Genomic DNA, 13,767 nt, shown 5'->3' with positions numbered 1-13,767 from the left:
AAAAGCCTTACATATTTCGTCGATACTTCCCGCCTACGGCGTAGAGGGCATTGGTCAGCTGTCCTAGCGAACAGACTTTCGTGGCTTCCATGAGGCTTTCAAAAATATTTTCGTTGGTGAGGGCTGCTGTTTGCAGGTTAGTCAGTGCTCGCTCCGCTTGCTGCCGGTGGGTTTCCTGAAACGCCCGGCACGAATCGACCGCATAGCGTTTTTCTGCCTCCGTCGAGCGAATAACCTCGGCGGGTACAATGGTAGGGGAGCCCGCCGGGTCGAGGAAGGTATTGACGCCTACAATCGGCAGGGTGCCATTGTGCTTCAGGGTTTCGTAGTACATCGACTCTTCCTGAATCTTACTGCGCTGGTACATCCGCTCCATAGCGCCCAATACCCCGCCCCGCTCGTTGATGGCCAGGAATTCCTGATAAACGGCTTCTTCCACCAACTCCGTCAGTTCATCGACGATAAATGCGCCCTGCAAGGGGTTTTCGTTTGTGGCCAGGCCAAACTCCCGGTTGATGATCAACTGAATGGCCATGGCCCGCCGGACCGACTCTTCGGTAGGAGTTGTGATGGCTTCATCGTAGGCGTTGGTATGCAGGGAGTTGCAGTTGTCATAAATGGCCAGTAGTGCCTGTAAGGTGGTGCGTATGTCATTGAAGGCTATTTCCTGCGCGTGTAAACTCCGCCCCGACGTTTGTATGTGGTATTTCAGCTTCTGGGAACGCTCGTTCCCTTTGTACTTATGACGCATGGCTTTGGCCCAGATCCGGCGGGCCACCCGACCCAGCACCGTGTATTCCGGGTCCATGCCATTCGAGAAAAAGAACGACAGGTTAGGCGCAAAAGCATCAATAGACATGCCCCGGCTCAGGTAGTACTCAACGAACGTAAACCCGTTCGACAGGGTGAAGGCCAGCTGGGAAATCGGATTAGCCCCGGCCTCGGCGATGTGATAGCCAGAAATGGAAACGGAATAGAAATTCTGTACCCGGTTGTCGGTGAAATATTGCTGAATATCGCCCATCATCCTGAGCGCAAATTCAGTCGAGAAAATACAGGTGTTCTGGGCCTGATCTTCCTTCAGAATATCGGCCTGTACGGTGCCGCGTACTTTTCGGAGCGTATCGGCTTTAAGCTGTTCGTAGACCTCACGCGGCACTGCCTGATCGCCGGTGGTACCCAGCAGCATCAGCCCCAGCCCGTCATTTCCTTCCGGAAGTTCGCCCTGATAGGTCGGACCATTGACTTGTGTGTAGAATTTACCTTCGGCCCGCAACCATTTCTCGCACTGCTGGTCGATGGCCGCATTCAGGAAAAAGCCCAGCAATATAGGGGCCGGTCCGTTGATTGTCATCGACACCGACGTTGACGGATTGCAGAGGTCGAAGCCCGAGTATAGTTTCTTGGCGTCATCCAGGGTAGAGATGCTGACGCCTGAGTTACCAATTTTGCCAAAAATATCGGGTCGCATGGCCGGGTCTTCGCCGTAGAGGGTAACGGAGTCGAAGGCGGTAGAGAGTCGTTTGGCCGGTAAACCTTTCGACACATAGTGAAACCGGCGATTGGTGCGCTCCGGTCCGCCCTCACCGGCAAACATCCGGGTGGGGTCTTCGCCCTCGCGCTTGAGCGGGAACACGCCCGCCGTAAACGGAAATTCTCCCGGCACATTCTCGGTCAGCAGCCAGCGCAGTACATCGCCCCAGTCGTTGTATTTGGGCAAACTGACTTTCGGTATTTTCAGGTGCGAAAGGGTTTCGGTATACAGTGGCTGGCGGATCACTTTATCCCGCACCGTAAATTCGTAAAACTCGGCCGTGTATCGTTGTTGCATAGCGGGCCACTGCCGCAAAAGCTGGCGGCTGTCAGGAGCGAGACGCCCCTCCCGGTCAGCGAGTAGACGCTGAAGTTCTTCCTTGGCAGCCCCGTCGGGTATCAGCGAGATGGCCCCTTCAAGCTGATAGAGTTGCCGGGCCAGGGTCGTTTGTTCCTCCACAAAATCGGCATACCGTCGGCTCTCTTCCACAATTTCGGCCAGGTAGCGAACTCGATCGGTGGGGATAATGGCAGCGGGAGCGGGCTGCGGCTCATTGGCCATAGACGACATGTTGGTTGCTGAATGCTCCATGCCCAGCACCCGCATCAGCCGGTCGAAGAGCTGGTTCATGCCCGCATCGTTGAATTGCGACGCAATGGTGCCCAGAATAGGAAGTTGATCATCTGGAGTATCCCAACTGTTGTGATTGCGCCGGTATTGTTTGCGCACATCACGAAGGGCATCGAGTGAGCCACGTTTGTCGAACTTATTGATGGCAATGACATCGGCAAAGTCGAGCATATCGATTTTTTCCAATTGCGTAGCCGCTCCGTACTCGGCCGTCATCACGTAAAGCGTTTTGTCGGCATGTTCCGTAATTTCTGTATCGGACTGTCCTATGCCCGACGTTTCCACGATGATCAGGTCAAATTGAGCTGCCCGGCACACATCAATGGCATCCTGAACATGGCGACTCAGGGCCAGATTGGACTGACGGGTAGCCAGCGAGCGCATGTACACCCGTGGCGAGTGGATGGCGTTCATCCGGATTCGGTCGCCGAGCAGCGCACCCCCCGATTTGCGTTTGGACGGATCAACGGAAATAATGGCGATCGTCTGCTGGGGAAAGGCGCGCAAAAAACGAAGTACCAGTTCATCGACCAGAGAGGACTTCCCGGCTCCACCCGTGCCAGTGATGCCCAATACGGGTGTTGGCCGTACAGCGCCCGGAACACGTAACTGGCCGACAAACCGATCCGGATGATTTTCTGCCTGACTAATCAGCTGAGCAATGAGTTGAGTGTCTGTTTGTGAGGGTGTACTGACTTGCGTAGGGGCGGGCGTGTCGAAATCGCACTGGGTCAATACATCATCGATCATACCCTGCAGGCCCATCGCCCGGCCATCGTCCGGGGAGTAGATTCGGGTAATACCAAAGGCATGAAGCTCGTCGATTTCGGTGGGCAGAATGGTGCCGCCCCCACCACCAAACAGTTTGATATGGCCAGCCCCGCGTTCGTGCAGCAGGTCATACATGTACTTAAAAAACTCCAGATGGCCACCCTGATAACTGGTCACGGCAATGCCCTGTACATCTTCCTGAATGGCGCAATCCACAATCTCGGCTACAGAACGATTGTGGCCCAGGTGAATAACTTCGGCCCCGGACGACTGCATGAGCCGACGCATCAGGTTAATGGCGGCATCGTGGCCGTCGAACAGGGATGCCGAGGTGACAATACGAATTTTATGGGTAAAAGCCCGGGGCTTTGCCTGAACGGGTTCGATTTTTTGAGCAGTCGTCATGGATAAAAGAATACGCGAAACGGTCGATGCGAAAAGTGGGAGAGCCGCAACTTTTACTACCGCGTGAACAGGTATTGGCTCAAGCCTGAAGGCGAACTTCGGGCACATACAGCCGGAACAGAGTGCCGTCCTGCCGGTGAAATTTAAACTCGCCCTCCAACTGTTCGCTGAGGGAAGCAATCAGGCGTTTTCCGAACGAGGAAGGGCCAGAGGTCAGTTGCCAGGCGGCTACATCAACTCCCGGTCCGTTATCCTGCACTTCAAGGGTAATACCCGATTCCGTTTCTTGATTTAGTAAGGCTATTCGCAGAAAGGGCCTGTGTTTGCTGTTGTAGGCATACTTAAAGGCATTAGTTGCTAATTCGTTAACGATCAGCCCGAGGGGCATGGCTACATCTACGTCCAGTTTGGGCTGTTCGACCGTCAACTGTAGGTCGAATTCGTCGGCTTCGTGGCCATACGCCCGCATCAGGCTGGCCGACAGATCGGTTAGGTACTCGCGCATATCGACCGTTGTAACCTGTTCGGTCTGGTACAAACGCTGGTGAATAAGGGCCATGGCTTCTACACGCTGTTGCCCTTCCCGAACGGCCTGCACTGCTTTCTCATCGCTTAGCCGATTCGACTGGAGTTTGAGCAGGCTGGAAACGATGGCGAGGTTATTCTTGACCCGGTGGTGAAGCTCTTTCATCAGCAGAGCCATCTGGTCGGACTGTTGCTGAATGTGTAACCTACTGTGCTGGACGCGCCGGTAAAGCCAGTATAGAGTAGCCAGCAGCAGGGTAAGCACAATCAGACCGGCAATACCCGCCCAGATCTGGCGTTCCTGTACGGCATTGGTCTCAAGAAGCTGGTTGATTTCCACCTCTTTTTGCTGTGTCTGATACCGGGTTTCCAATTCTGCCAACTGGCGGTTCTTTGTTTCATTGACAATACTATCCCGGTTAATTACCTGCTGCTTATAGTAGAACAACGCCTGCCGGTAATCGCCCCGTTTCTCGGCAATATGACTCAGATGGTCGTTGATGTCGGCGAGCATACTATATTTATTTGTTCCCGTTTCCTGAACCCACCGGAGTGCCTGCCGGCAGTATTTTTCGGCTTCATCGAGTTTGTTTTGAGGAATGAGCGCGTAGGGCAAACTCGCCCAGATAAACCCAAGGAAATAAGCATCTTTCTGCTTAGTAGCAAACTGCTCCGCCCGGCGGAACTTGTCTTCTGCCAGGGTGTAAAGTTTCCAGTTTTTGTCCATCAACGCCGAGTTGAACAGGGCCGTGTAGTAGGTTGACGAATCGCCTTTGTCTTTATAGTAGGCCAGCACTTTCTGCATGTAGGCATCTGCCTGTTTTTCGTCCTTGCCATGACTCAGTAGATGAGCCATTTGCTCATAGAACTGCACCAGCACTTCGTTTATCTCAGCCTGGCGGGCCAGTTTCATGCCCAGTTCTGCGTAGTGGAATGCTTGTTTGTCGTTATGAAGCTGATCGTAGCTAAAGCTGATAAAATACAGGGTGCTGGCCGTATTCCGAACGTCATTTGCTTTTTTAAACTCTGACAGGGCCTGTTGGTAGTAGACTATGGCCTGCGTGTAATCGCTCACGTGCTCGTACCAGTACCCCATTCCCCGATAGGCCAGCCCAATTGATCTGGGTGTACCCATGCGCTGGGCTAAAAATAACCCCTGCTGATATGCCTGCCGGGCATTCTTCAACTGCCCTACGTTGACCAGCGAATCGCCGATCTGCCCAAGTGTCCACACCCTGGCTGAGTCGGGGGCATTCTCCAGAGAGGGAGGAAGCCAGTTGGATTGACTGAAGGATTCGCCTGCCTGGATCAGCATAAATACAATCAGCAGACGTGCGTACTTAAATCGCACAGGCATAGGGGAAGGGCGTTTACAATGGGTGGCGACTAGAATTACCCAAGGTACACGAATTTTGTCGGCACACAAAGTGCGGTTCAGTCAGCCCGAACGAAGCGGGACTGTTTCGTTCGGGCTGACTGAACCGGCATCAGGGTAATCTAAAATATGAATTACCCTGATGCTAGCAGAATAAGTCAAGATTGGACTGGTAAATAGATACTGAACGTGGCACCCTGGCCCGGCTCGCTGTTGGCAATAATTGCTCCGCCATGGTTGGTAACAACCTTCTCGCAGATAGCCAGCCCGATGCCGGTTCCGGCAAACTCACTTTTGCCGTGTAAGCGCTGAAAGATTTGAAAAATCCGGTCCACGTATTTTTCGTCGAAGCCGATTCCATTGTCCGACACCTGCACTTGGTAATACGCCCGTGCCTGCCGGGCTGGTTTTACCGTGGGAGGAAGGTCTTTGGCACTAATACCCTGGTAATGAATATGAATTTGGGGAGGCTGGTTCGGCTTCCTGAATTTCAGGGCATTGCTCAGCAAATTCTGAAAGAGCTGCTCCAACTGCGACCGGTCGCCCTGAATGTTGGGCAGAGGCTCTACCTGTATAATGGCCCCGGTTTCCTGAATACGCAGTTCTAAATCATTGAGTACGGTCTCTACCACATTGGTTAGCGAAACCAGGGCGGTAACGTCCTGCCAGGTGGAAATGCGGGAGAAGCTTAGTAAGTCCCGAATGAGAGTCGACATGCGAGTGGCGGCTGCCTGCATACGCTCAAGGTACATGATGCCTTCACCCAACTGAGAACCGTACTGAGTGCTTAGTAAATCGCCGAACTGCTGAACTTTGCGAAGCGGCTCCTGTAGGTCATGACTGGCAATGTAAGCGAATCGTTCGAGGTTTTGGTTGGAACGGCTAAACAACTGGTTGGCTTCTTCCAGCTCTTCGTTCGTAACGGCAAACTCCTCGTTGGCAGAGGCTAATTCTTCGTTGGTGACGGCAAGCTCTTCGTTGGTAGCAGCAAGCTCTTCATTAATAGCCGCCAGTTCTGCCGTGCGCTCGTTTACCTGCTCCTCCAGTTGAGCGGACAAACGGCGGTAGCGCTCTTCACTGGCTTTGAGTTCCTGCATGATCTGATCCTGCTGCGCCATTGACAAAAGCTCGGGGCGCAGGTCGCGGTTAACGGCAACCAGTGCCTCAAGATTACCCGTAGTTGGATCGGTTAGTGCCAGGGAGGTCGTGTCAAAAGGTATTAATTCGCCGGTTTGAAAATGGCGCATGTGCAGTTTGCCTTCCCAATGGTGACTGGTCAGTAAAGCCGGTAAGGCCTCGTTACCCAGAATATTCATATCCTCTTCGACAAAAAAATCACGGAGGTGCTTCGTGCGTACTTCGTCGGGGGTAAGGCCCAGCAATTGTTGACCGAAAGGGTTGATGTACTGAATGTTGCCATCTAAGCTGGTAATCGTGACGTAGATGGGCACCTTCTCCACAATAGCGGCTAACTGTAACTGCTGCTGTTGCACCAATACCTGGTTGGTAACATCAATGGCCGTGTCAATAATGGCGTATACCTGCCCCTGTTCATTAAAAAGCGGCTTGTAGGTAAAGTCAAAATAGTAAGTACCCAAAACACCATTCAGCTTAAGTTCTGCACTGGCAGCTTTAGCTTTGTAGGTTTTTCCTGTTTTGAATACCGTGTCGAGAATGTCAAGAAAGGGCTGGCCCACCAGTTCGGGAACCCCTTTTATGAGGGGTTGACCCAATACAGACCGGCTTTTACCCCAATAGCGAAGCATTAAATCGTTGGCTACATCAACGCGCATGTCGGGGCCTACAAAAAGACAGGTAGCAACTGGAGCCTCTTCAATGATCGAGCGGAAACGAGCCTCACTTTCTTCCACTTTTTTTCGCGCGGCCACTTGGTCCGTGACTTCAGTTCCATAAGCCAGTATGCCTTCCGTTTGGCCTAGGGCGTTTTTTATGGGCTGGTAAATGAAGTTTAGGTATGCCTGCCGGTTTGTTCCCCGGCCGTTATCCAGCACAATCGACATTTCTCTGCCTACATAGGGTTTCGATTGGGTATACACCTCATCGAGCAACTCGAAAAAACCCTGATCAGCCAGCTCAGGCAATACGTCTCGAATGGGCTTTCCTACTACCTTTCGTCCGCCAACCAACGCTTCATGGGCCGGGTTGGCAAACGAATAAATATGCGTGGGACCGGTGAGGATGCAATGAATTACTGGTGAGTGCACAAAGAAGTCTTGCAGTATCTCAGGTCCCGGTATAATTGCCTGATCCAGAATTTCCGGGGTGCCGGGAAGGAGCTTTCTTTCGAGTGTATCGAGCAATTCCACAAGTCGATCCGTTGCCTGCTCCAGTTCCGGAAGTCCCCGACGGGCTTCCTCGACATGCCCCGTAGTGTACGTCTTCAGCAGCGCCCGGCTACGGGTATGTACTAAGGCGTGAACTCGTTCTAACTCATACACTTCATCAATTTCTTCATGGTCAATCAAGGCATGATTATAAAGCCATTGACCAAGTGTACAGGCATATTGAGACAGGATGCGAATATCTTGTTCAGTTGTTTGGTTGTATAAGCTAGCCGACAACTGACGTTTAAACAATAAATGATTCGCTTTCGCCTGTTGGAAATCGTGTGTTGTAAAGGGTTTCAAGTGAACTACTGGTAACGGAAAAACGTAAAACTAGAACTTACTTAAGTTAACAGTGGTAGACTAAGGAAGTTTTATTTTATAAATAAAATAGTAGCCCGGTTACCTGGTCTTAACTTAAGAGCGAACGATGAAACTCTCCTGGACATTTTATCCTAAAGGCGAAGCCGCTATTACGCTTACTGTCCTTTACGTACCTGAACTCGATGGGAAGGCCGTTGAAGGAGGGGGCATTCTCGATGTTGATCAAAACACCGCTTATGTCGACTGGGTGACTTACAAACGCTTTGACGATTCGTCCGTCGAGAATCGGAAAGATGCCTATAGCCGCCTGACCAGACTCGTTGGGGATAGTAACCTTACCCCGGAGGGTCTACGCCAACTCAGTAGACACCAATACCCCGATCTTTATAAAAGTTAAGTAGCCTGGTATTGTCTGGTGGCGTTGTGGAAAGGTTAGACAGGTTCGTTGGGTTACGGATCAACTCGCCCGTCCGTCGATCCCAATAGAGGACATTCCAGTAGTTCTGCCAATTTGACGCTACGGCTGGCTCAATGTTGGTATTGTTGGCTGCTTTCGATTCATAGCCGATGCCATTCCGAAAGCGGATATCACCAATGGGTACGGTGATGAGTGTACCTTTAAGAGTACCGGGTGCCGTAAATCCGCTTTCACTGCCTACGACCCCGGCCCATTTCTCGATTCGGGAGTAGTGATAGTCAGGGGGAAGTCCCAAATAATTTTCAAAGGCGGGATGGGGAACGATGCCGTTCAGACTATTTGCCGATTCAAAAATGGGGGTGGGACCTGAGTTCAGTACCCACCTTGTCCGGGCCTTGCTGCTGCCATCATAAACATTGTTAGTGACCCGTATGTCGGTATCGGTACCCAGTAAATCGAAGAGGAGCAGGTAGTTCTGTTCAGGTACATTGGTGTAAACCTGGTTATAGGCGTATGTATTTTTACCGAATAGATTCCGGTCGATGGTCAGCGTCAGGTTTTTGATTGGGTTTCTGACACCAGCCACCCCCAGGGTGCTCAGAAAACCTTCGTACCATCCCCGGTTGTATAGGAAGGCGTTGTTGCGAATGAGCAGTGTATCGGTGCGGCTGGCAATGCTGCCAATTGCCGTATCGCCCCTGGCGAGGACAGTAAACTGCTTTTCTCCTCCACTCAGAAAGAGATTATTGTACACCCTCACGCCTTCGAACAAGGCAAGCTGAAGCGAATTGTCCTGATACTTCTGGAAAGGGTCCCGCCAGTTGAAATTGCTATGGACAACGTTGTTGAACACACGCATGCCTGCATTCAGCTGGCCAAACTGAAGCCCTTCATTGCCAACCCGTAACACCCGTGAATTGTAAAAGCTGCCGCCCTTGAAATGGGCTTTCAGGTTTAATTCGGTCGACCCCAGGTAAATGCCTTCCCCATCGAGATCGTGAATGTAGAAGTCGTGGATGTTGATGTTTTCGAAGGGAAGGTAAGTTGTCGACGTGGGGATGTTCATGTCGTAATTGCGGGCATTGAACAGCATGGCCGTAAAATAGCCAGCCTTGACTTCCATAAACTCCCATTCAATATCGCGCACGCCCCCGTCCATAGTCAGGGCAGGTCTTGTTTTGTCGAGGTACTTGTTATTGAGCAGCCAGCCATACCGGCCGGTGGTAAAAGCATAACTTCCCTTGCCATGTCCCTGGTAATCCGCATCGCCCATGCCCGTAGCCGCTTCGTACTTCCCCGAAATTTTTGCTCCCTGCGCCCCCAGCAGGGTCAATGTGTTCTGTATTTCTACCTGCCCATCGTAGTTCCTCACCTGAATGGGTGGCTGGCCGACCGGTACCCGCGACTGGTTGAGCTGTAGGGTAAAATTGATGTACCTAGCGCCCTTGATCCAGACCGTAGCGCCTGGCTGCAAGGTGGGTACATTATTCTGACTTGATCGAATCTGGATGGAGTAATCGCCCTGATTGGCGACAACGAATGTGGCCCCTTCAACAATCAGGTCACCGGTTTTCATTTGCGGCCACCTGTTTATATCTGTCGCATTTACCAGGCGCGGGGCCACCGCTACATAGCCGGCGGTGGCGTCGGTCAGCACGATTTCCCGGCTTATACTAAGGGTTTCGTACGTTGCCCGGAGTGTAGTAATGCGGTCATCACCCCGAACGGTATTGTTGGCGTTGGTCAAATTGATCGGTTTGCCCGGAGTAATGGTCAGGCCGGATGCACTACCCCGGCTGGCGGAGAAACGAGCCGTTTCAGAAACATCAGCGGTAGTGCCGGTTGGCGAAGTCAGGATGATACGGTAGGGTTTGGTCGTTCCTTCCCCAAGTGAATCGGGCCCCACAATACTCAGCGACGCGGGTTGGGAAGTACCTCCGTCAACAATCCGGACTAAGCCTCGTATTTCCTGCGCCCGGCAAAAAGTGGATACTAAAAGAAGAAGAAGTAGGAGTGGATTTTTTTTCATGGTTATGCTGCGGAGAGAAAGGGTATTGTATTGATTGTGTTCACAGAAAAAGTTGCTGACCGCACAGGTCGTAGTCAACACCTCGAAAAATGATAATACGAGTCTGCAACCGGTCAGGAACAGGCTCAGATTTAGCGTGAAGAGAATAAAGCAGGTCGTGGGGTTACTTAAGCCAAGCCGATACGACATAATCAGACTGTGGCTTTATTGGTTGAATGCGTTGTTCGCGGCAGTCATACACGCTTATTCAGCTATTCCAGTCAATAAGAGTATATATAGAGTGTATATAGAGTACTTGATCGGTAAATATATATAATCGTTTATGTTTGACCAATGGAAGCCATCTCTGGTCCGGCTTAAAACGGAGTATGCGGAGGGTGTTGAACAAGCAAATTGATGGAGAACAGAGATGCCGGAGCGGCATAAAAAAACCTCGAAAACGGGGCGTTTTCGAGGTTTGGTAATCGGTGTAGGAAGTAGCGGGCTCGAACCGCTGACCTCTGCTCTGTCAAAGCAGCGCTCTGAACCAACTGAGCTAACCTCCTTTGTCGTGCCTGATCAATGATGGCTGATCGGGCCACAAACTTACAAAACTTCTGCGTTCTCCAAAGGGGTATGGTAAACTTTTTGTGAAGGAATTCGCCATAAAAGCAGGAACCCAATTACAAACAGCAGTAACAGAGCGAGTACCGAATTGCGCATACTCCCCGTAATTTGTTCGATGAGTCCATAAACGAGCGTTCCCAATACGATGGATAGCTTCTCGGTTACGTCGTAAAAGCTGAAAAAGGATGCGGTGTCGGTAGTTGCCGGAATGAGTTTAGAGTACGTAGACCGCGAAAGCGACTGAATTCCTCCCATAACCAGCCCGACAATGGCCGCCAGCATAAAAAACTGCGATTGCGTTTGCACGTAATACGCACCCGCGCAGATACCGATCCAGATGACAACCGCCACCATGAGTGCATAGGTGTTGCCGAGCCATTCGGAAAGTCGGGAAAAACCGTAAGCGCCCGGAATAGCGACCAGTTGAATCAGTAATACCGTGATGATCAGACTTTGTCCCGGTAGTTTTAATTCATCACTACCAAAAATGGTGGCCACATACATGACTGTTTGCACCGCCATGTTATACACAAAAAAGGACACGAGAAATCGCTTGGCCAGCGGACGCTGCTGCAAGTTGGCCCACACCTGCCGCAACTCGTTAAAGCCGTTTAGTAAATAGTTGCTTTTTTGAGTTTGGGGCGTCACTTTCTTGACTCCTTCCGGTAATCTACTAAACGGAATCTGAGCAAAGCCGATCCACCACATGCCCACGGTCAGGAAGGCGATACGGGAAGCCAGCGCTTCGGAAATGTTGCCGAACCACTCCCGCTTCAGAATGACGACCAGATTGATGATCATGAGCAGCACACTACCAATATACCCCATGGAAAAGCCACGGGCGCTCACCCGGTCGTACTGGTCTTCGGTTGCAATGTCGGGTAGGTAAGAGTTGTAAAAGACAATGCTGCCGCTCCAGCCAATAAGGCTCAGCCAGAAGCAGATCACCGAAAAGGTGGTGGTTTCTCGGGTGAAAAAATAAAGCAGACTGCAACTGATGGCCCCGAGATAGCAGAAGAACTTCATGAAGGCTTTTTTGTGGCCGCTATAATCGGCAATGGCCGAGCAAATGGGGGAGAGCAGGGCGGTAAATAAAAAAGCCGCCGAAATGGTATAGGAAAAGAGCACCGAATTCTTGAGTGAAAATCCCAGAAAGCGGATAATCGGCCCGCCAGTTTCGTTAAGGGCGGTAGCCGAAAAATAAACCGGGAAGATGCTCGATACAATTACCAGCGAATGAACCGAGTTGGCCCAGTCATAGTATGTCCAGGCAGTTAGTGTACGGGGGGAGTTTTTCAAGGGGAAAACTATGAAGTAAGTGGAGTAGGTTGATTAAGTAAAGTGAGTAAAGTAAGTTACTCGTTGGGGGCCAACAAACTTACTTCACTATTTACTTACCTCACTAACTCCACTTAAAAAGTCAATTACTGCCCTGGTGAAGGCATGATTTGAGTCGCCCGCCACCATATGCCCGGCGTCGGCCACGCTGATGCTTTGAACATGGGGAACCGCGTTCAGAAATTCGGCCATAACCTTTTCGCTCACCACATCACTGATGCCTCCGCGAACAATCAGCGTTGGAACGGTTAGCGAGCGGGCCGCCTGATACAATCGATTTGCGTTGTCTGTCTGTTTGTCCGGACCAGTGCTGTGCCGCCAGATGGTCAGCATGTTAGGGTCCCAGTGCCAGTAATAACGCTGATTGCCGTTGGGTCCCGGCCGCAGTCGCAGGTTTTTCTCCAGTCGGCTGTTATCTGACGGGCGTGGTCTGTTGGGCAGATAAGCGGCCACGGCTTCGGCGGCTTCGTCGAGGGTGGCAAAGCCGTCCAGATTCTGGCTCATAAAAGCGAAAATACGTTCGATGCCTTTCTGTTCATTGCGCGGGGCAATATCGACCAGTACAATGGCCGAGCAAATAGGCTCCGGGTAGGATGGCCCTCGTTCGCCTTCCGCTACAAGGGCCGTCATACCGCCCATGGATGCCCCAACAAGCGCGGGTTTCCGGTCGAAGGTAGCACAGATTGTCCGAAGGTCGCTGGCCAGGTAGTCGATGCTGTAGTTGGCCTTGTCCGACCAGTCGCTGTCGCCATGCCCGCGTGCATCGAGGGCCACGGCATACCAGCCAGCGTCGGCCAGCACAGTTGCTGTATCGCCCCAGGAGTGCCGGGTTTGGCCGCCCCCGTGCAGGAGCAATACGGGTGGGTTCTGCGGGTCACCCCAGGCGTCGGCATGGATAAAAAAGCCCGGCTCGGTTTTAAATTTCATTTCTGGGGAGTGGGTGAACGTTGCTCAGCGACTTACCGACTAAAAAGACTTACAAACTTGGTATAAATTCCAGATTGATATCCGCGTCTTTCCCGTCGACGGGCGCGCGTTGGCGGAGGACGAGTTTATTCTTCGTTAGCTGTACAATCGGGAAATTACCTCTGAATCCCTGCACGTTGACATCAATGGATTTGCTGTCGGAAGCCAGCACCCAAGTGCCCTGGTTAACCACTGAGTTAGACTGTTTGGGGTCGAGCGCCCGAACCGTACCGTTGTTCCGGAACTGCATGTTTAGGTCGTAGAGAACCTGAGTTGACTGGTTTAGCCGGTTTCTGTTGATTTCCTGCCCGTCGGGCGTGGATACCCGATTGGTTACCCAGTTGTTGGCAACGAGCAATTCTGACTGAGATGCTGAAGTTGGATTCGGGTCGGTGCCGTTATCCGTCGAGCAACCGGTCAGGGCGGTAAACAGAACTGTACAGAAGAACAGAATGCGAATGGGATGCATAACGGGATGGGGTTGTTTATTTCGTTTCATAT

Annotated in this window: 8 protein-coding genes and 1 tRNA gene; 1 reads left to right on the top strand and 8 read right to left on the bottom strand. The window is 51.8% G+C overall.

What is annotated here, in order from left to right; all coding sequences use genetic code 11:
• Positions 1 to 7 precede the first annotated feature (7 nt).
• The 3 genes from NT073_RS18615 to NT073_RS18605 form a co-directional block, all read right to left on the bottom strand.
• Entirely contained in the window at positions 8 to 3,340 is a 3,333-nt protein-coding gene (locus tag NT073_RS18615; protein ID WP_297376422.1) for a methylmalonyl-CoA mutase family protein, read from the bottom strand.
• A 79-nt stretch (positions 3,341 to 3,419) separates the two neighbouring features.
• Positions 3,420 to 5,222, bottom strand: coding sequence for a histidine kinase dimerization/phosphoacceptor domain -containing protein (locus tag NT073_RS18610; protein WP_297376421.1), 1,803 nt, complete (start codon positions 5,220 to 5,222; stop codon positions 3,420 to 3,422).
• A gap of 176 nt (positions 5,223 to 5,398) precedes the next feature.
• Positions 5,399 to 7,888, bottom strand: coding sequence for an ATP-binding protein (locus NT073_RS18605; protein ID WP_297376420.1), 2,490 nt, complete (start codon positions 7,886 to 7,888; stop codon positions 5,399 to 5,401).
• A gap of 127 nt (positions 7,889 to 8,015) precedes the next feature.
• Here NT073_RS18605 and NT073_RS18600 point away from each other — a divergent pair, with 127 nt between their 5' ends.
• Complete coding sequence (locus NT073_RS18600) at positions 8,016 to 8,306, top strand: hypothetical protein (RefSeq protein WP_297376419.1); 291 nt, start codon at positions 8,016 to 8,018, stop codon at positions 8,304 to 8,306.
• On the opposite strand, the gene NT073_RS18595 is transcribed toward NT073_RS18600, so the two are convergent.
• The 5 genes from NT073_RS18595 to NT073_RS18575 all read right to left on the bottom strand — a co-directional run bounded on the left by NT073_RS18595 (position 8,269) and on the right by NT073_RS18575 (position 13,765).
• On the bottom strand, positions 8,269 to 10,356 hold the full coding sequence (locus NT073_RS18595) for a hypothetical protein (RefSeq protein WP_297376418.1): 2,088 nt from the start codon (positions 10,354 to 10,356) through the stop codon (positions 8,269 to 8,271). The genes NT073_RS18600 and NT073_RS18595 overlap by 38 nt on opposite strands.
• Positions 10,357 to 10,826: 470 nt before the next feature.
• Positions 10,827 to 10,901: transfer RNA gene (locus tag NT073_RS18590), tRNA-Val, on the bottom strand.
• Positions 10,902 to 10,941: 40 nt separating this feature from the next.
• Positions 10,942 to 12,261, bottom strand: coding sequence for an MFS transporter (locus NT073_RS18585; RefSeq protein WP_297376417.1), 1,320 nt, complete (start codon positions 12,259 to 12,261; stop codon positions 10,942 to 10,944).
• A gap of 87 nt (positions 12,262 to 12,348) precedes the next feature.
• Positions 12,349 to 13,227, bottom strand: a complete 879-nt coding sequence (locus NT073_RS18580) for an alpha/beta hydrolase (RefSeq protein WP_297376416.1) — start codon at positions 13,225 to 13,227, stop codon at positions 12,349 to 12,351.
• Positions 13,228 to 13,276: 49 nt separating this feature from the next.
• The gene (locus NT073_RS18575) at positions 13,277 to 13,765 is read right to left on the bottom strand and encodes a hypothetical protein (RefSeq protein WP_297376415.1); all 489 of its coding nucleotides are present in this window, start codon (positions 13,763 to 13,765) and stop codon (positions 13,277 to 13,279) included.
• Positions 13,766 to 13,767: the final 2 nt, after the last annotated feature.

This window comes from Spirosoma sp. (assembly GCF_026391055.1).
Lineage (GTDB): Bacteria > Bacteroidota > Bacteroidia > Cytophagales > Spirosomataceae > Spirosoma.
Note: the sequence above shows the minus strand (reverse complement) of the source record. Positions and strands in the feature narration are given on the sequence as shown.